Annotated in this window: 9 protein-coding genes and 6 pseudogenes; 6 read left to right on the top strand and 9 right to left on the bottom strand. The window is 60.7% G+C overall.

What is annotated here, in order from left to right; translation table 11 throughout:
- Nucleotides 1-96: 96 nt before the first annotated feature.
- Complete coding sequence (locus A3OM_RS0115380; RefSeq protein ID WP_026176072.1) at nt 97-957, top strand: transglutaminase family protein; 861 nt, start codon at nt 97-99, stop codon at nt 955-957.
- A gap of 91 nt (nt 958-1,048) precedes the next feature.
- A complete protein-coding gene (locus tag A3OM_RS24180) occupies nt 1,049-1,549 on the top strand; it encodes a DDE-type integrase/transposase/recombinase (protein WP_348625462.1) in 501 nt (166 codons plus the stop codon).
- Nucleotides 1,550-2,318: 769 nt separating this feature from the next.
- Here the strand turns inward: A3OM_RS24180 and A3OM_RS0115370 are convergent.
- From A3OM_RS0115370 to A3OM_RS26395, 7 genes and pseudogenes are all read right to left on the bottom strand, one after another.
- Nucleotides 2,319-3,956 (bottom strand): inorganic phosphate transporter, encoded by a 1,638-nt coding sequence (locus A3OM_RS0115370; RefSeq protein ID WP_026176071.1) that lies wholly within the window; start codon nt 3,954-3,956, stop codon nt 2,319-2,321.
- Between the two features lie 219 nt (nt 3,957-4,175).
- Nucleotides 4,176-4,531, bottom strand: a pseudogene (locus A3OM_RS24175) (recombinase family protein).
- 492 nt (nt 4,532-5,023) lie between these two features.
- Nucleotides 5,024-5,914, bottom strand: coding sequence for an ImmA/IrrE family metallo-endopeptidase (locus A3OM_RS0115360; RefSeq protein WP_018044648.1), 891 nt, complete (start codon nt 5,912-5,914; stop codon nt 5,024-5,026).
- Nucleotides 5,915-6,424: 510 nt separating this feature from the next.
- A pseudogene (locus A3OM_RS25620) lies at nt 6,425-7,512 on the bottom strand (IS3 family transposase); the annotation flags it as partial.
- A 192-nt stretch (nt 7,513-7,704) separates the two neighbouring features.
- Nucleotides 7,705-8,244, bottom strand: a complete 540-nt coding sequence (locus A3OM_RS25360) for a helix-turn-helix transcriptional regulator (protein ID WP_245257799.1) — start codon at nt 8,242-8,244, stop codon at nt 7,705-7,707.
- 130 nt (nt 8,245-8,374) lie between these two features.
- Nucleotides 8,375-8,880 (bottom strand): annotated as a pseudogene (locus A3OM_RS25615) (integrase core domain-containing protein); the annotation flags it as partial.
- Nucleotides 8,881-8,889: 9 nt separating this feature from the next.
- Nucleotides 8,890-9,209 (bottom strand): annotated as a pseudogene (locus A3OM_RS26395) (hypothetical protein); the annotation flags it as partial.
- 531 nt (nt 9,210-9,740) lie between these two features.
- On the opposite strand from A3OM_RS26395, the gene A3OM_RS24150 reads away from it, so the two are divergent.
- The 4 genes and pseudogenes from A3OM_RS24150 (at nt 9,741) to A3OM_RS25350 (ending at nt 17,569) form a co-directional block, all read left to right on the top strand.
- Nucleotides 9,741-12,092, top strand: a complete 2,352-nt coding sequence (locus A3OM_RS24150; protein ID WP_018044645.1) for a calcium-binding protein — start codon at nt 9,741-9,743, stop codon at nt 12,090-12,092.
- 208 nt (nt 12,093-12,300) lie between these two features.
- Entirely contained in the window at nt 12,301-15,027 is a 2,727-nt protein-coding gene (locus A3OM_RS24145) for an EAL domain-containing protein (protein WP_018044644.1), read from the top strand.
- Nucleotides 15,028-15,685: 658 nt separating this feature from the next.
- Nucleotides 15,686-16,294, top strand: a complete 609-nt coding sequence (locus A3OM_RS24140; RefSeq protein WP_018044642.1) for a PAS domain-containing protein — start codon at nt 15,686-15,688, stop codon at nt 16,292-16,294.
- A 230-nt stretch (nt 16,295-16,524) separates the two neighbouring features.
- Nucleotides 16,525-17,569 (top strand): annotated as a pseudogene (locus A3OM_RS25350) (IS630 family transposase).
- 33 nt (nt 17,570-17,602) lie between these two features.
- Here A3OM_RS25350 and A3OM_RS25610 read toward each other — a convergent pair.
- Both A3OM_RS25610 and A3OM_RS0115310 read right to left on the bottom strand, forming a co-directional pair.
- Nucleotides 17,603-17,896, bottom strand: a pseudogene (locus A3OM_RS25610) (transposase); the annotation flags it as partial.
- Nucleotides 17,897-17,929: 33 nt separating this feature from the next.
- Nucleotides 17,930-19,414, bottom strand: a complete 1,485-nt coding sequence (locus tag A3OM_RS0115310; protein ID WP_018044638.1) for a PAS domain-containing methyl-accepting chemotaxis protein — start codon at nt 19,412-19,414, stop codon at nt 17,930-17,932.
- Nucleotides 19,415-19,678: the final 264 nt, after the last annotated feature.

The following is a 19,678-nucleotide window of genomic DNA, read 5'->3' as shown; positions in this document are numbered from 1 at the left end:
AAACCGGGGGAGGATCAGTTCTCGCGGCGGTTTAACGGAATGGCTCCAAAAGCCTGCCTCGGAAAACGAGCCCCTTGAGGTCTATAGGAGCGTCCCTTGATCGAGCTGCGCATCCATCATGAGACGACGTATCGTTACCGACAGCCAGTCAGTCTGGGACCGCACCGCCTGATGCTGCGACCTCGCGAGACACGTGACTTGAGGCTCGTGTCGAGTGTCGTCACAGTGACGCCGGATGCAACGATCAAATGGGCCAACGACGTTTTTGGAAACGCCGTGGCGACCGCCACCTTCGCGACGCCCTCCGATATTCTCGTCATCGATAGTGTGGCCTGCGTCGAGCTTTCCGCGGTGGCCTATCCAATTTTCGACATAGCGGCCTCGGCCATTTCGTTTCCCTTCCGGTACTCCGACGACGAATGGAGCGACCTGGGAGCACTGGCAATCCGGCAATACCCCGATGGAGACGACCTGCCATCTTGGGCGCAGGGGTTCGTTGCGGGCTACCCAACAGACACCCTGTCGTTGCTCAAGGACATCAACGCTGGCGTAGGCAACGCAATCGCCTACCAGGCCCGCGAGGACGAGGGCACCCAGTCACCGAGCCAAACCCTGTCGCTGGGCATGGGCTCATGTCGGGATCTAGCCACGCTCTTCGTGGAAGCGGTCCGCAGCCTCGGCTTCGGCGCCCGCATCGTATCGGGCTATCTTCACGACTCGACACGCACCCTTTTGGGCTCTGCCGATGTCGGGTCCACTCATGCCTGGGGAGAAGTCTACCTGCCGGGTGCAGGGTGGGTTACATTCGACCCGACTAACCGCAGCGTCGGAGGCGCGAACTTGATCCCGGTTGCCGTCGCACGCGACATCCGTCAGGCGATGCCGGCGACGGGCAGCTTCGTTGGGTCGCCCGACGCATTCTTGGAAATGTCTGTTGCTGTCAGCGTCGAATCCTGATCAGCGATCAAGATCGGGAGGACCAAGCCGAACTGCTACATTTGCTTCGCAAATGAACGCTTCAATAAGTCGGCGGGTAGTATTCCTTTAAATCTATTGGGTGGCGGATCGCTACATTCAGCCCAAATATTATGTGGCCTTCGTGATCGACGTCTTCGCCCGTCGCATCGTCGGCTGGCGTGTGTCCCAAACCGCTCATGCCAGCTTCGTGCTGGATGCCTTGGAGAAGGCCCTGCACGAGCGTCGTCCGGTCCGGGGTGGCGGCCTCGTGCATCATAGCGACAGGGGCTCGCAATACCTGTCGATCCGCTACACGGAGCGGCTCGCCGAGGCCGGTGTCGAGCCGTCCGTCTGCAGCGTCGGTGACAGCTACGACAATGCTCTGGCCGAGACGATCAACGGCCTCTTCAAGGCCGAGGTGATCCATCGCCGTGGCCCGTGGCGCTCCTTCGAGGCGGTCGAGTTCGCCACCCTCGAATGGGTCGACTGGTTCAACACCCGCCGCCTGCTTGAACCCATCGGGAATATCCCTCCCGCCGAGGCCGAAGCGCGCTACTATGCCCACACCAAGGTGCACGCCTTGGCCGCTTGACCCAAACCAAATGGCCTCCGGGAAACCCGGAACGGTTCACATCATCGGAGGGTTCGCAACCCTGCTCGTGGCAGGCGGGGCTCAAGCCCTGCCCGCGCCGGCCGGCGGCATCGCTCTCGACGCCCCGATTGTGCAGGTCCGCGGCGGTTGCGGCTTCGGCGCCCATCGCAATCCGTTCGGGGGCTGCCGCCTGAATCGAGGGCGGAGCGGCGCTGTGCGGCGGGCCATGACAGGCGCACCGGGCGGTTGCCCGCCCCAACCCTATCGCGGTCCGGGTGGTCGCTGCCGTCCCTGACGCCGACGGTCCGGTCGTATCCCGACCGCGCACCGCGACGCTGACAGACCTCCGCCCGGTTCCCGCACCGGGCGGAGGTCTGCGACGAGCTGTCGCCAATGGCATACCCGCACGTATCGGGCAGCTCAACGACCGCTTATCAGCCGTTCAGGAAATCGGCCTAGAGCTGCGCCCGACCACGTTGGGTCGGGGCACATCTCCAGGCCTTTGTTGTGCCGCGCTCTTTTTCGCCGAACCGGCATCCACTTCGGCGGAGAGCGCTCTAGCCTCACAGTCGCTCCTTCGGGCTTCTCGTAGCACCCGAAACACCTGCAAGCGGGAGCAGCCCAAGGCCGAACCAGCGGCATCGACGCGATCATGCAACTCCTGGTGAGAGTTTTTCTTCACAGGGAATGTTGAGCACGGTCCCGCAGGCCATTCGGCCCACATCGTAGTCATGAAGCTGAGGCGGTCACCCGCGTCGCATCCGTCATCTCAGAACACGTGTCGCAGGATGAAGAAGAGGACGCCCGCCAGGGTGATGGCGGCGGGCAGCGTCAGCACCCAGGCCAATGCCATGTTGCGGACGGTGGACATCTGCAGGCCCGAGCCGTTGGCCGCCATGGTGCCGGCGACGCCGCTCGACAGGATGTGGGTGGTCGAGACCGGCAGACCGTAAAGCTCGGCGAGGCCGATGGTGCCGGCGGCGACCATCTCGGCGGACGCACCCTGGGCGTAGGTGAGATGGGTCTTGCCGATCTTCTCGCCTACGGTGACGACGATGCGCTTCCAGCCGACCATGGTGCCGAGGCCGAGGGCCAAGGCGACGCAGACCTTGACCCAGGTCGGAATGTAGCGGGTCCCGTCGTTGAGGAGGCCGGTATAGGCCTTCAGGGTGCCGGTCTCGGCCTCCGAGAATGTCGCGCCGTTCTTCGGCAGGAGCCGGATCGCGTCGGCGGCGAGATACATGTCGTTGCGCAGGTTCGAGGTCGCCGCCGCCGGCACCTGCTTGATGGCTCCGTAGCCCTTCACGTTGTCGGCGATGTCGGTGGAGAGCGCGGCGAGCGCCCCGTACACGGCAGGCCGGTTCAGGTCCTTGGTCTTCAGGGCTTCCGACACCTGCTTGCGGGCCTCGGCGGCATCGGGCTTCGGCCCGTTCCCGGCATGGCTCGCGAACACCGTGCTGGCGTTCTGGGAGGTCTGGATGAAGGCCGGGGTGGTGTCGTCCGACATCGTGCGGTTGAGGGCGTAGGCGGTGGGGGCCGCGCCGATGAGAATGAGCATGATCAGGCCCATGCCCTTCTGGCCGTCATTGCCGCCATGGAAGAACGACACGAGGGTGCAGGTCAGGATCAGCAGGCTGCGGATCCACAAAGGCGGCGGGGTTTCGCCCTTGGGGGCCTCGTAGAGGTCCTTCCGGCGCACCGTGAACTTGAGGGCCAGCAGCAGCAGGGCGGCGGCGATGAACCCGATGACGGGGCTGAACAGCAGCGCCTTGAACACGCCCAAGGCCTGCGCCCAGTCGACGCCCGATGTGGCCTGTCCCTCGGGGGCCATCAGCTGGTTGGCGAGGCCGACGCCGATGACCGATCCGATCAGTGCGTGGGACGACGAGTTCGGCAGGCCGAAAGCCCAGGTGCCGAGGTTCCAGAGGATCGCGGCGATGAGCAGCGCGAAGATCATGGCGTAACCGGCCGATGACCCGACCTGCAGGATCAGCTCCACCGGCAACAGGGTGACGATGGCGTAGGCGACCGCGCCGGAGGACAGCATCACACCGAGGAAGTTGAAGGCGCCGGACCAGATGACCGCGACGAGCGGCGGCATCGAGTGGGTGTAGATCACGGTGGCGACCGCATTGGCGGTGTCGTGGAACCCGTTCACGAACTCGAAGGCCAGGGCGATGAGCAGAGCCAGGCCGAGCAGCACGAAGGCACCGATGGCGAGGGGCGACTGGCCCACCGCGTTCATGTCGGTCACGAGGCTGTAGAGCGCGTAGGCCAATCCCGCGACCAGGACGAGCAGGAACGCGATGACCCCGCCCGGATGAATGCCGTGATCGAGCTTTGGCCCTGCGGCGGGCGCAATGGCGCCCTTCGGCAAGCCAGTCGGAGCAGCAACGGCGTCGGACATGATGGCCTCAGGACCCTAGGGATCAGTGATCCTGCCAGTAGGTCGCGCTCATAACAGTCCTGTGACACGTATTCGAAATTCTCCTCCCTCGACGGATTACGGCAGAGACCTCGAACGTAAGGCGCCGGCATTCCTCCCGAGCCTGGACTGGCGATAGGCCAGGTGACATTCGCATGAAGCCCGACCAGGCAACCGGCATGGCCTGCTCCAGCCGGACCGTCAGGATTCGCGAAGCACCCGATGAACCTGCATGCGGGAGCGGCCCAAGGCCACAGCGGTCGCTGCTGCTCCATTGCCGGCCTTCGACAACGTCATGATCCGGCAGCGGTCGACGCGGCGCTTACCGCCGGCATACACACCGCTGCCCGTCGCGCGCTCGATGCCCTCACGCTGGCGCTCCTTGATGAACCGCCGCAGGAACTCAAGCACCGTCGCCAACTCGACCCGGCCGTCGCGGCTGCCGCCCGAGATCTTCTCCGAACGGATGACCCCGCAGCCTTCGGCCTTCAACCGGGCGACTTGCCCATCAAGATCCTGTCGAGGGTGCTGACGCGAGCGTAACCGATGCGGGCAATAGCTTGTAACCTCAGGCTTTAGGCCTGAGGTTACCTTGTCATAAATAGCCGGTGTCACCCCAGATGTTACGATGACCGGCGCCAGCTATGTTACGTGACGCCAGGGTGTACCCTAATGTGACAACGAGCCGTGATCCCCTTTTGATTTTCGCAAGCCACCTCAATAAGTTCGTTTCACTGGGCGACAGTTTTGCTGAAATGAAGAAGCCCTAATATGTGAAGCCACATTAACAACGCGCGACGAGTTTTCATATTTCACTCTCATGCAGATGAATCTTTAAAGATGAACTCATCAAGCACTTTTCGGCCTTAAATCGCGGCAGATTTATTGTTGTATGGGACAACCGGACTATACCGCGCAGGCGGCATAATAAATGATTGAATTGACTGTCATCTATCTGAAGGTCAAATTTTTCTATCTTTAGTCATAAACGATTTCCTAGATTCTGAGGTTGTCACTCAAACAGGATTGAAATCTTACAAAAGTCTCGCCTACCGTCGCCCTGAGTGGAAGCGATAACGCCAACCCTCCTCCAGCCTGCGCTCCTCTGCGCTTTCCTCCGGGACGGGCTCCAGACGCAGCAGGATCATCGCGAAGCCGTTCTGCTGGAGATAGACCTGCTCGGAGAGACCCGGCGCGCGGAGGTCGCGCCTTACATCGATCCAGAGATCGGGACTGCACGGGGCGATGTCGCTCGCCGTGTTCGGCCGATGCGAACTGCTATGATAGCGCGAGCGTGTCGGGACCGGACTGCCGACCCCGCAGACGATGGTTGGAAAGGAGAGGCTGCGGTAGCACCGCTGCACCCGGCCGTTGCCCGCCACGACGATGGCGATCCGCTCGGGATGGTACTGCACGTAGGCCCGAGCCGCCGCCTCCTTGCCGACCGCAAAGTCGCGCGCGAGCGCAAGTACGTGCTGCAGGTCGGGCTCGCGAAAGGCAGCCATGGCCTCCCGCAGCAGGTGCGGTGGCATCAGCACGAGTGTGGCGAAGCGGTTGGCCTCGACTTCCCTAAGCTGTCGTTCGTCGCCCACCTTCGCTGTGAGGTGCAGTAGGTCGGAACTCTTGCAGAGGAACCGGCCGGGCTGATCCGGGACGTGGTGCGCCATCAGGAAGTGGCCGAGTTCGTGCGCGATGGTGAAGCGGCGACGCGGTTCGCCCCCGCGCTTGGCGAGGATGGTTCCTTCGGACCGCTTCGCGTCGGTGACGAGGCCGCCCTCGAACCCGTCAGGGTCCAGCTCCTCGATCCTGAGGATCCCGAGGCGTGCGCACAGCTCTTGGATCGGCACGGGCACCGGAAGGTTCGGCTCGGCCTGTAGAATGCGTTTGACGAGCGCCTCAGGTGTGCCCGCGTCGGCCAGATCCTTCCTGTTGATCGGCATCCTCGAAGCCCCTTCCAGTCCTTGAGCCGATCATCAGGCCGCCACGCACCAGCTATCCCGAAACCGGACGGTAGGCAGCTCGTACAGGAAGTAATCCGATGTGCCGCGTGGCTCGAGCGGTTGCCCGCTCTTCAAACGCATCCTCCTGGCCGGAAATCAGCGCCTCCAGCCAAAAAATCGCATTGATCGAAACGCTGCCATGAACCTCGAGCGCCCGGCCTCGCGCGCGCGGCGAAGTCCAGCGAGATCCCGCCATAGCCGGAGCAAGCCGATTCGAAATGTGGGGTGGATGAGGGGTACCGAGCCAGGATCGAACGGCTTTCGGCAGCAAAAACAACTACTTAGTAAGGCTAAAATGGCGGAGACGGAGGGATTCGCCGCCACCGCACCTAATACCCTATGAACAAACGGCTTCTTCAGTCGCTCAATGCCAACTTCGTAGCAGCGTTTCGGTGCACTCGTCAAACCCGTAATGTGACAGGGAGGCATGCTTGACAACCGGCAGACCAGGGCCGTGTGGGGTCGATCTTCGTTTTTGTGGCACCTCCATTCCTCGATGCGCTCGCGAGCATTGGCCAGCGATAGGAACCACGAGGCGTTCAGGCATTCCGCTCGTAGGCGGCCGTTGAAACACTCGATATAGGCGTTGTCGGTCGGTTTGCCTGGTCGAGAGAGCCGGAGGCGGGCGCAGAGCGACCAAGTCGATCTCGACCCCGTTCAGGTAAGCCCACTGGTCGAGCATGCGCCCGGCGAACTCCGGCCCATGTCGAACCTCAGGCTTTTTGGTCGACCTCGCAGCCGGAGCAAGGCGTCCAGAGCCTCGGTCACCTGGAAGGCGCGGATGTTAGCTTTCGGTGTGAGCGAGAGCGCCTCTCGCGTGTGGCAATCGACGACGGTCAGGATCCGGAACAGACGTCCGTCGAAGATGCGGTCGGACATGAATTCCATCGCCCAGACCTCGTTGGGTCCGCCAATCGCCGGTCGCCCCTGGCGATAGCACCAAGCCCGCTTACGCTTGGGCAGCTTGGACCGGATCGACAGCCCCTCATCCCGGCAGATCCGATACGTGCGCTTGTGGTTCACCTCCCAGCCCTTCCGTCGTAGTAGGATATGCAGCCGCCGGTAGCCGTAACGGACTCGCGCGGCAGCCAACTCCTTCAACCGCATCCGCAGCGCGACCTGCGGGTCCGAGCGTTTCCTGTAGCGCTGCGACGAACGGCCGAAGCCGGTAGCCTGACAGGCCCGACGCCCGCTGATGCATCTAGCCACCTGCAGGTGGCCGGCGACCTCACGGCGAGCGGGGGGGCCTCACCACTTTTGCTGAAGCTGCCCTTCGGGTCGCTTGAGCACATCCTGCAACATGGAGCCGTCCAGCGTCAGATCGGCGACCAGCCGCTTCAGCTTACTGATCTCGTCATCCAATTGCTTGAGCCGGCGAATCTCCGGCACGCACATGCCGACGAACTGCTTCTTCCAGCGGTGAAACGTCGGCTCGGACACGCCCATCTCGCCGCACAGACCTCGTCCACCGTGGCGCCATTCTCAGCCTGCCGCAGGGCAAAGGCGATCTGTTCATTCGTGAAACGTTTGCGGCGCATGGCATCCACCCTCCTTCAGGGTTCAAGATGCCCAAAAAACTTGAGCTCAGCGCGGACCAGTTTGGTGGGTCAAGGCCACAAGGTCACAGTCAGTCAGGAATTCTAACAATCAGGCCATTTCGACAGCAAAAAACACTAGATTTGAGCCAGACGCCCGATAATTAATGTATTTATCTATCGCTTCCGGCGCTATTATTTTTTTGATTCAATCTCGCAAAATACACGAGCGAGCTCCGCCAACAAGTATCTGGCACGGGGATCCTTGATTTTATCAAATGCGTCCTTAAAATAGAAATCTTCTAATGGCACCGTAACATCATTAATTTTCCGAACTACAGCAGTAGAACCGCTTTCAGATTGCATATCATAAAAGTAGCTGACGTCGACTCCCAAAGTCTGAGCTATCCTCTGAAGCTTATCTGCGGCAATTTTACTCTGACCGCTCTCATATTTTTGCACCTGTTGAAAGGTTACGCCCAAAGCGTTTCCTAGACTGGCTTGGCTTAGACCTGCCGAACGCCGCAAGGACTTGATGCGAACGCCAATTGCACCTGGGCTTCTATCTTTGTTATCGTCCGACATAGATCCCTGCGTAATATAACTTAAAGTCGCGTTGACGCCAAATTGGGCCAGAAAATGTGGTGTACTGCATCCCGCCTCATTCCAAAAGGCCCCACCGTTGCAAGGGTGATAAGATGCCCTGTCGGGACCAGTAGCAGCAACAGGAATCACTTACGTTCTTGACACAGCAAATTGGTTCACAATAAACGGCAGATTTTTGGCCTACCCGCGTGAGGTAACCTGTATCAAATATAGTGAATATTAGTTTTTGTATTTTGCCTTGTTTGTGATCCAGGACCAATGCAAATTCTTCGGCTGCGACAGCTTCGTTGGCGAAGGCTATCGGCGTAAAGCCGCCCGGATTCATAAGAGGTCGATCTTCGTTGTAGTGGCACATACCTTCCTCGATGCGATCACGCGCATCCGCCGGTGACAGGAACCATGGGGCGTTCAGGCACTCCGCCCGGAGGCGGCCGTTGAACCACTCCATTGTTGCCGTGGTCGGTCGGCTTCCCCGGCCGGGAGAGCCGGAGGCGGGCGCAGAGCGACCCATTCGATCGCAACCCCATTCAGGTCGGCCCAAAGGTCGAGCATGCGCCCGGCAAACTCGCTGCCGCAGTCCTTTGGTTCCGTTCCATGATCCAGCCGCAGGTTCTTGGGCAGCCCCCCCCCCCCCCCCGCAGGGCTGACCAAGGCGTCGAGCACCTCAGTCACTTGGTAGGCGCTGAAGTTGGCTCTCGGTGTGAGTGAGAGCATCTCGCGCTGGTGGCAATCGACCAAGGTCAAGATCCGGAAGAAACGTCCGTCGGAGAACCCGCCCGTCTCCCTGCGCAGTTCCCACACCTCATCGGTGGTAGCTGCACGAGCCGTGTCTCGGAAAGAGCGCGTCTTGCCAGCCTTCAGGAACTCCTTGAATCAGCCACCGTATATCGAGGCGGCGATCCCCTTCCGCCGGCAAGGCTTGGCGATGCAGCCAGCGGCACACGCACGTCTTCAAGCAACGCGCGAATCTTCTCCTCCGACGAGAATCGCGGCCATGTGGTCCGGCGAATATCCTTGCTCAACGCGTCTGCCGGCTTTCTGTCTGGGGCCGGACATCTGCTTCGTCTTCGGTCCCTTAGAGAACGATGAAGCAGTCGTCCTGCTTTCGCAAAGTTGCTCAATTTGCCCCAAAGGTGACGATGTATGGCAACCTTACCGTATCGAACTCGAATTCTGGCCAAGACATTGTTCTCTTTATCAATGATAATATTTAATCCTACAGCCTCGTGCAAATCCGCCACGTGCTGTAGATCGCCCCGTTGGCCTACCATGCATATGTCTTATGGCGTACCGATTTCATTCTTCTGTCGACGAGGCCAAAATAAATTTCAGAATTTTCGAGTCATTTGAGCATATAGAGGGAAAATAACTACGATAATATGTGACGTTTTCGCTGAAATTACGTTTGGCCGCATTGCTGGACCAAAAACCTAATTTGCGCAAGCGCAAGCGAACCTGCTCAGCCCGACCATGCTGGGAAAAGCATCGCCTGATGGATAAATCGATGAACTCCCCTTAAGGGCGAGTTAGACAACTCTGATGCGAAAAATTCATCCATTCGGAACTTTTATGCGCCATCCGTTGATCGCGCTGTGATCAACCAGCGCTGCCGTCTGGAGAAAACAATGGCCACTGTCTCAATCCTTACCGATGCCGGCTTCGACGTTCGTGACTTCTTCGTTCCAAACCTAGACAACGCCGACCTGTCGTTTACAGGGCTCGTCAGCAGCGTCGGGAACCTCCTTCTCGACGGCACCCGAACCGATACGTTCAACGTTCTCACGATCGAGGCGGACGGCCTCACCTACAACTACAGCGGCAATTGGGAGATCGAGGCCTCGACCGGCCTGTTGACCGGAGCGCTCTCGGCGACGGGCGGGTATGACGGAGTCGAGGTCAAGCTCGGCGATACGGTCCTGGCAACGCTCGACCTGCCGTTTCAGCCGGTCAACCTCGGAACGGAAAACGGCCCCGGTATCCTCGGAAACGTTGGCGACTTCCTGACGGATTTCGTCGGCGGCACCGTCGACATCCTCCTCGGAACCCTGGACCAGACCGTCTCCCTGGTCGGACTCAATCTCGACGCCACCCCCGATCTCATCGACATTGTCATCGATGCCGGCGGGACCCAGACGGGCGGCAACGGCAACGACACCCTGCGCGGCGGCATCGGCGGCGATACCCTCGACGGCGGCGCCGGCAACGATACCATGATCGGCGGCCGCGGCGACGATACCTACATCGTCGACTCACCCGGCGACACCGTGGTGGAGGATGCCGGCGAAGGCAACGACACCGTCCGTTCGTCGGTGACCTACACCCTTCCCAACAACGTCGAGAACCTCGTTCTCACCGGCAGCGGCAACATCGACGGAACCGGCAACGCACTCGACAACGGCATCACCGGCAACGACGGTGACAACCGCCTCGACGGCGGGGCCGGCAACGACCGCCTCACCGCAGGCGGCGGCGACGACGTCCTTATCGGTGGCACCGGCGACGACATCATGCGCGGCGGGGCCGGTGACGACGTCTACGTGGTGGATTCCACGGGCGATCAGGTCATCGAGAACGCCGGCGAAGGCAACGACACCGTCCGCTCGTCGGTGACCTACACCCTAGGCGCCAATGTGGAGAACGTCATTCTCACCGGATCCGCCGCCATCGACGCCACCGGCGGCAGCGGCGCCGACGGCCTGACCGGCAACGATAGCGCCAACCGCCTCGACGGGGGCGCCGGCGACGACACGCTCTCCGGATTCGGGGGCAATGACACCCTTCTCGGGGGCACCGGCGCTGACACGATGCGCGGGGGCACGGGCAGCGACACCTACGTGGTCGACGATGCGGGCGATCAGGTCATCGAGTTGACACAACAGGGCAACGATACCGTGCGCTCTTCGATCGACTACACCCTCGGGGCCAATGTCGAGCGACTCGTCCTTACCGGGACCGGAGATCTCGACGGGACGGGCAACGGCCTCGACAACGCCATCTTCGGCACCGGCGGGGACAACGTGCTCAATGGTGGCGGCGGCAACGATACCCTGTTCGGCAAGGGCGGAAACGACAGTCTCGACGGCGGAACCGGCAACGACGTCCTGCATGGCGGCCTCGGCGACGACATCTACTTCGTCGACAGGGTCGGCGATAAGATCGTGGAACTCCCGGGCGAGGGCAACGACACGGTTCATGCCTCGGTGAGCTACGGCCTCGCCGACAATGTCGAGAACCTCGTCCTGACGGGGACTCGCAACTTCAGCGGCACCGGCAACGGCCTCGACAACGACATCACCGGCAACGACGGCAACAACCGTCTGAGCGGCGGCGCCGGCGACGATGTCATCACGGGCAACGGCGGCAACGACACCCTGCTTGGCGGCAGCGGAGCCGACACCATGCGGGGAGGCACCGGCAACGACACCTACGTCATCGACAATGCCGGGGATCGCGCCATCGAACAGCCGAGCGAAGGCTTCGACACGATCCGCGCGACCGTCAGCCACACGATGGAAGCCAATACGGAGAAGATGGTTTTCAGTGGAACCGCAAATCTCACCGCCAACGGCAATGCCGGCAACAACGAGATCTACGGCAATGCCGGCGACAACCAGATCTACGGCGACGACGGACGTGACCTTCTCTATGGCCGCGCCGGGGCCGACACCTTCGTGTTCAAGGACGCCACCGACAGCGACGTCGCCATCGGCGGGCGCGACATCGTCAAGGACTTCGACTTCGCACAAGGAGACCGCATCGACTTCAGCGCGATCGATGCAAATTCGGGGCTAGCCGGCGACCAGGGCTTCCAGTTCGTCGGAACCCAGGCGTTCTCCGGCGAGGCCGGCGAGTTGCGGATGAAGTTCGGCGGCGGCAACACCCTCCTGCAGGGTGACACCAACGGCGACGGGGCGGTCGACTTCGCCGTCCTCCTCCAGGGCCACCATGTCCTCGACAACGGGTCGTTCGTCCTCTGACGCCATGTCACGTCAAGAAGGGGTCGTCGTTAGGCGGCCCCTTCTATCTGGAAGTAAAAAGACGGATCAGACCGTGACGGCGCGCAAATATTGCCGCCGTCACCGTATGCTCAGCAACCGATTGTGCCCGCATGATAACTCTTCGACCTTTGACGCATAGCTTGAGTCAACCCGCTCGTTGAGAGCGACCATCCGTGATGGAACACCCATGCCGCCGCTTCCGCCAAATGAGGGCGAGCGCCTCGCGGCACTGCGCGATCTGCGCATCCTCGATACGGCGCCTGAGGCCCATTTCGATGCCGTGTGCAGCACGGCCGCTGCGTTGTTCAATGTGCCCATCGCACTCATCACGCTCATCGACAGCGAGCGACAATGGTTCAAGGCCAAGTTCGGGATCGCTGCAGAGGGAACGTCGCGTGATATTTCATTCTGTGCTTATGCCATTCTGTCCGACGAAGTTCTCGTTGTAGAGAATGCGACGACGGACCCACGTTTTGCCCACAACCCCATGGTCACGGGTGAGAGTGCCGTCCGCTTCTATGTCGGCGCTCCTCTCGTTCTTCGATCGGGCATTCGGCTTGGCACATTGTGCCTCGTCGACACCAAGCCGCGAACGTTTTCCACGTTTCCGCGAACCCAACTCGAAAGCCTCGCTCAGATTGTCGTCGCTCACATCGAACTTCATCGCGCGCGGATCGCCGCTGAAGCCACGTCGGAGGAACGTATACGATCGGAGATGCTGATGAGAGTGAGTGAAGAGCGCTATCGGACGGCCCATGCGAAACTCGAGCAGACTGCCGATCTTCTCCGGCTTGCCCAGGAGGCCGCCGGAGCGGGAATTTGGCAGTGGAGCTTCGATGAAGACGTCGTGCAGAACTCACCTGAGAGCGCGCTCATGCTTGGGTTCCATGGCGAGTCGAGCTCCACGGACTGGATCGACATCAGCATCGCGGAATGGGCCGCTCGGGTACACCCGGAGGATCTTCCCCTCGTCCAGGCAGCGCACACGGCGGCACTTCGGGACGGGACGACCTACAAGGTCGAGTATCGGGTAAGGCGCCCCGAGGGCAGTACCGGGTACCGCTGGCTCATGAGCTTTGGCCGCATCATTCGCAATGAGGCAACGGGCGAGGCGCTGCGCATCGTCGGGCTCGATCTCGATGTCACTGAACGACGCACGACCCAGGACGCTCTCATTCAAAGCGAGATGCGCCTCCGCATGAGCGAGGAGCGTCTTGCCCTCGCCCTCGACAGTGGCAGCGACGGCCTATGGGACTGGAACGTCACCACGGGGCAGGTTTGGTACTCCGACCGCTGGTACACCATGTTTGGCTATGAGCCGGGAGAGGTCGAAGCGCACATCGACACATCCCTCAGGCTCACCCACCCTGCCGACCTGAAGCAGACACTGGCCCTCATTGCGGAGCATTTCGAGGGGCGGAGTGCCGCGTACGCTTCCGAGCGCCGTATACGAACCAAGTCAGGCGACTACACATGGGTTCTGTCGCGGGGCAGAGTGGTCTCGCGGAACGAGCAAGGCGTCCCGCTGCGCATGGTTGGCACGAATATCGACATCTCCGAGCGTAAAGCGTCTGAGCACCACATCTCCTACATGGCCCGCCACGATGCGCTCACGGGCCTGCCCAACCGGACTGTCTTTTACGAGCACCTGGAGCAACGGCTGGCCGAGGTTCGCCGCGGCAGAGGCCAGGCGGCACTGCTGTGCCTTGGCCTCGATCGGTTCAAGTCCGTCAACGATACGCTCGGCCACCCTGCGGGGGACCAACTGCTGTGCGAGATCGCCAGGCGCTTACGCGCAAACTTCTGCGACGGCGATGTCGTGGCACGGCTCGGCGGCGACGAGTTCGCTATCATCATCTCGCACGTCGACCATGTGCACCACGTCAGCTCTTTCGCACAGAGTTTGATCGATGCGGTCGGCCAACCGCTCGACCTTGGCGGCGTCCTCGCGACTGTCGGCGTCAGCATCGGGATCGCACTGGCCCCTGCCAATGGCGACATGCCGGAGATTCTGTTGAAGAACGCGGATCTCGCGCTTCATCGCGCCAAGGCTGCGGCGCGCAACAGCTACCGCTTCTACGAAGCCGGTATGGATGCGGCGATCGAGACCCGGATGCAACTCGAGTTGGAGATGCGTGAGGCTATTCTATGCGGCAGCTTTGCCATGCATTACCAGCCCGTGCTGCGTCTGTCCGACTACAGGATCGTCGGTTTCGAGGCGCTGATGCGGTGGCCTCACCCGACACGTGGAATGATCGCACCCGGCGCGTTCATTCCTTTAGCCGAGGAGACCGGACTCATTGTGTCGCTGGGGTCCTGGGCGCTCCATGAGGCATGCCGGGAAGCCGCGTCCTGGCCCGGTTATCTACGGATTGCCGTCAACGTTTCCGCCGTTCAGTTCCAGCAGCCAGGGCTCGAAGACAGTGTCATATCGGCTCTGACGACCTCAGGTCTCCCGCCTTATCGTCTCGTCTTGGAAGTCACCGAGAGCGTCCTCGTCCAAGACGCAGAGGCGGTAATCGCCTGCCTGCGTCGCTTGAAGAGCCTTGGCGTTCGTATTGCGCTCGACGACTTTGGTACCGGCTACTCGTCCCTCAGCTATCTGCGCCGCTTCCCTTTCGACAGCATCAAGATCGACCGATCCTTCGTCAACGAGATCGACGACCCGGCCGCCGCGGCGATTGTCCGGGCCGTCGTGGGGATTGCGTCGCAATTTGGAGCAACCGTGACCGCGGAAGGCGTCGAGACCCGTCATCAGCTCGAGCAGGTCGGTTTGGACGGCTGTACGGACATACAGGGCTATCTGGTCAGTCGACCACTGCCAGCCGATGAAACAGCAGATTTGTTAGAAGAAGTATCGTTAGATGTCTTCGTATCGAACTTCCAGAAACGTATCGGACTGACACAAGCATAAATTAGAACATATAATTTCAGAACATACCTATGAGCCGCTCACGTTCCACGGGGCGTCCGGAGATGTGAAAAAGATTTATAGCATTAATTCGATATCGGGCGCGCTGAAACTTGCTTTGATCTTCTTACGGAAGTCATATGGCTACCGCTGATCGACACTTTATCGGGATATTTAGCGGAAGCGAATGAACGACGGAGCTTTATAAATAGTCATGCTTGCCGGCCTGGCGAATGAACTTGATAAGGTGCTCGCGCTTGTTTGGGTCAAAGACGCGCACGAAAGCCTCAATAAAATCTAAGCAATTTTGGCGCATTGCCAAATCAACTCTCCGCTCGTCACAGATGACATCCTGCGTGTCGCGCAGGCCTGGCACGGAAAGACACAGTGTCTCTGCAGTCCAGGATTTCAGTCGAGCGCTTTACGATCTCGAGACTTTGACCTTTGCAACAGGGACGCTCGAGCCTCCTGTGAGCAACGGATCGGCTTCACCGATACGCAGCTTACGACCCCTATCGCCTCCATAATAACAACCTAAAATTGAATAATAATTTCCCTTGTCCTAACCCGTGCGGTAGTAAATTTCCACCGGTATCGCTTTTATAATTTTCTGGGCTTATCGTACTCTCAGGTTGCATGGAAGCGGATCTGTGGGGCACGAGTGGGTACAATCATATCTCGCGAGGCCCAGGTTTCGCAGGTCCTGCTGCAGCAGGCGCTCGACGCGTCCGACGTGATCGGGCGATGGGACTACGATGTTCCGAATGATCGCGTTTATGCTGACGCCCTGGTGGCGCTCGTGTTCAATCTTGACCCCGCTGAAGCAGCGGCCGGCACTTCGCTCAATGCCTTTCGCGCCGGCGTTCATCCGGACGATCGTGAGCGCTTTACCCGCGAGATCAAGCAAAGCACGGAGACAGGCCTGTGCTGCACGTTTGAGTACCGAGTTTGCTCGGCTGACGGTGTTGTCCGCTGGGTCCTCGATCGGGGGCGTATTGCTCTAGACAAGGCAGGACGACCTCAGCGTGGAAGCGGCGTGTTGATCGATATCACTCAATCGCGTCTTGGCAACCAAGATGAGAGTTCTCATCTGACGTGTCAGGCCCAGCACCCGTTAGAACGCGCTGCCGAGCATTGCCTTGCTGCCAGAGAAGCCATCCATGAGCTTCCTGAACCCCTCCTCCATAGGATGAGCGATATGCTATTATTGGAGGTTGGGCGTGCCCTCGCGAAGCTGTCGGATCGCAGGCGATACAGCGAGATGAACTAGAAGCCCGTTTAAGTAATACGCTCGACAACAGGTTGTGAGGCTGATTCATTGGGCTGCTGGCCAATGTGCTTCGCTTCTCGGATGGGAATCAGGGCTGGATCCTGCCGCCAGGGCGCATGGAGCACTTCGGCCATAATACGGTGTGGGAGGCGCTCTATCTCTCTGCCATCCTAGTGCGGTGACGCATACGGAGGATTCACCTTTGCGGTGAGGTATGCGTGTCTGAGGGGATGGCTCAGACTGTCTGTATTCTCCGTGACGAAGCCGCCCGGGCGCGGCGGACGAGCATCATCGGCGACCGCTGGCGTCCGTTCAAGCACATCCAGCGTGCCCGGATCGTGCTGCTCTCGGCCGGGCGCCTGTCGGTGCTGGAAGCGGCGCGGCGGTCTGGCGCTGGCAGCAGCACTTTGCCGAGGAAGGCGTCGAGGGCCTGCTGCATGACAAGACCCGCCCGGCAAGGAACAGCTGTCGGCGCGCACCGTCGCCGTGGTATTGGCCCTGACCTGCTCCGAGCCACCGGGCGAGGTCACGCATTGGGCAGGTCGCGCCGTAGCCGAACAGGTCGGCATCTCGCTGCGGTCCGTGCAACGCATCTGGGAGGCCCACCGCCTACAACCGCACCGCGTGCGCACCTTCAAGCGCTAGAACGATGCCGCCTTCGCCGAAAAGGTCAAGGACATCGTCGGCCTCTACATGGATCCGCCGCGTCACGCGGTCGTGCTCTCCATCGACGAGAAGTCCCAGATCTAGGCGCTGGAGCGCACATGACCCGCCCCGCCGCTCGGCTCAGGGCGCCCCACCGCCCAGACCCACGGTTACACCCGCCACGGCACCACCACACTGTTTTCCGTGCTCGACGTCCTGGAAGGAACCGTGCTCGGCCGCTGCATGCAGCGCCATCGCAACGGTGAGTTCATCCGCTTCCTGAACACCGTCGAGGCCGCCGTCCCGGCTGGCAAGACGGTTCATGCCATCCTCAACAATTATGCGGCCCACAAGCACCCGAAGGTCCGCGCCTGGCTGGCGCGCCACCCGCGCTGGACCTTTCACTTCACCCCGACCTCAGCCTCCTGGCTCAATGCCGTCGAGGGCTTCATCTCCGCCCTTTCGCGCCGCCGGCTGCGGCGCGGCACCTTCACCGGCATCGTCGATCTGCAAGCCGCCATCAAACGCTACATCGCCGAGCACATCCAGCGGGCAAGGCCCTTCCAATGGACAAAACCCGCCGACGCCATCCTCAGCGCTCTCAAACGCCTCCCTGCACCATCTATCTGAGTCAGAGCACCAGACAACGATGCCAAGGTATGCGGCAACTGCCTTGAAGTGCTTGATTGTGTTCAAGAAGCGTTCGACGAGGTAGCGGTTGCACATGGGGCGGACGTTGGCCAACGCGCCCTGTTTCGCCAAACGGTCTCGCCGTTCGTCGCTGTCGTAGGCCCGGTCGCCGAGGAGGGTCTGACCCGGACCGAGCGCGCCGAGCATATCGTCCGAGGAGCGGCCGTCATGAGTTTGACCCTTGGTCAGTTTGAGTGCGATGGGGCGGCCCTCGGCATCGACCGGGGCATGGATCTTGGTGGTCAGGCCGCTGTGCGAGCAACCCATACGACGGGATCGGGGGCGATGCGGCGCACACTTTCAACGGGCGAGAGCACGAGCAGCCTCCTTTGTCGTGTCGACGGCCCATGAGACCTCGTTAATAGATTCCGAGATCGCCAGCACGCTCCGTGAAATGTCTCGAACGGCTTCGGCCGCCCCCTGCATGCTCCGTGACATCTCACGCGTTACAACGCTCTGCTCCTCAACCGCAGCGGCTGTGCTGACCACGTAGTCGCGCATGGTCTCGACCGATCCCTGGATCGTTCCAAGCGTCCCGGCGACCTGCTCCGACGCTGTTTGTACGCTGTCGATCTCGCTGGAAATTTGGCTCGTGGCACGGGCCGCCTGAGCGGCGAGGTTCTTGACTTCCTGCGCGACCACCGCAAAACCGCGTCCGGCTTCGCCAGCCCTCGCCGCCTCAATGGTCGCGTTAAGGGCCAGCAGATTGATCTGACTGGCGATAGCATGGATCAGGGCCACGATGCCGCTCATCGCCGTGGCGGCTGCCGTGAGCTTCTGGGTGACCGCACCCGCTGCCTCCACCTGCGCATGTGCATCGTCCGTTGCGATCCGTGCCTTGCTCATGCTGTGTGAGATTTCGTCGACGGAGGCGGCCAGTTCTTCGGAGGCGGCGGCCATGGTCTGTACGTTGTCGGCTGTAATTCCCGCAGCCTCCGTGGCGGACCTCGACTCCTGTGAGGAGATCGAAATGGCCCCGTCGATCTCTGCAAAATTCTGTTCGATCAGGCGCTTGAGGTTAACCAGCAAAACGACTTGCGCCGTAATGTCGTTGGCGAACTTCACCACCTTGTAGGGACGTCCGCTCGCATCAAAGATGGGATTATAGGAAGCTTCAATCCAAACCTCGCGACCGTCCTTGCCGATGCGGTTGAATTGCCCCTTCTGGTACTCGCCCTGGCGCAGCTTGGCCCAGAACGCCGCATAGCCAGGACTGTCGCCGAAAGCTGGATCGACGAATATCCTGTGATGCTGACCGACGATTTCGGGGAGCGTGTAACCAACAACCGACAGGAAATTCTTATTGGCCTCGATAATGGTGCCATCTAGATTGAAGGCGATGACTGCTTGCGCCTTCTGGATGGCCTCGATCTGCCCTTTGCAATCCGCATCGAGTTGCTTCTGATGCGTAATGTCGGCCGCGAATTTGATGATCTTGTAGGGTTTGCCCCGACGGTCGAAAATCGGGTTGTAGGACGCCTCGATCCAGACCTCGCGGCCATCCTTACCAATGCGCTTGAATTGCCCGGCCTGGAACTCGCCGGCCCGCAGCTTCTCCCAAAACTCACTGTATGCGCGACTATCCCGCACGGCCGGCTCGACAAACCCTCGGTGGTGCTGCCCAACGACCTCCCCTGCGCTGAAACCGAGCACGGAAAGGAAATTCTCGTTGGCGCGAACCACCGTTCCATAAAGATCGAATTCGATCACCCCCTGGGACCGTTCAAGCGCCGCTATCTTGGCACAATTTTCCGTCCTCGGATGAAGGGGGCGACTGAAAAGCATTCTCAAATACTTTCGGGATTTCTTGCGTGACGTCGGCGCGTCGCGCCCACAATCTACGCTCCAGCTCTGACTGAATACTCGAACAACAGATCACCACCATCACGCCGCACCCGTTAACAATGGCTTTAACTCCTTCCATAACTCAACTGAGATGCGAGTTTTTGGTCCTTCGTTGGATTGGCCCGCGACCATGAGCCTATGAGGGGTGCCCACCATGAACAGCACCCAGGCCTCGGATCATCCGCTGCCAGTCAACGTCGAGGT

Source organism: Methylobacterium sp. 88A (assembly GCF_000376345.1).
GTDB classification, from domain to species: domain Bacteria; phylum Pseudomonadota; class Alphaproteobacteria; order Rhizobiales; family Beijerinckiaceae; genus Methylobacterium; species Methylobacterium bullatum.
This window is presented reverse-complemented; position numbering and strand designations above follow the sequence as displayed.

What these genes read in the sequence shown, in the direction of transcription:
- A3OM_RS0115370 (WP_026176071.1), bottom strand. Translation starts at nt 3,956, where the DNA reads ATGTCCGACGCCGTTGCTGCTCCGACTGGCTTGCCGAAGGGCGCCATT.
- A3OM_RS0115360 (WP_018044648.1), bottom strand. Translation starts at nt 5,914, where the DNA reads ATGCCGATCAACAGGAAGGATCTGGCCGACGCGGGCACACCTGAGGCG.
- A3OM_RS24150 (WP_018044645.1), top strand. Translation starts at nt 9,741, where the DNA reads ATGGCCACTGTCTCAATCCTTACCGATGCCGGCTTCGACGTTCGTGAC.
- A3OM_RS24145 (WP_018044644.1), top strand. Translation starts at nt 12,301, where the DNA reads ATGCCGCCGCTTCCGCCAAATGAGGGCGAGCGCCTCGCGGCACTGCGC.
- A3OM_RS0115310 (WP_018044638.1), bottom strand. Translation starts at nt 19,414, where the DNA reads ATGCTTTTCAGTCGCCCCCTTCATCCGAGGACGGAAAATTGTGCCAAG.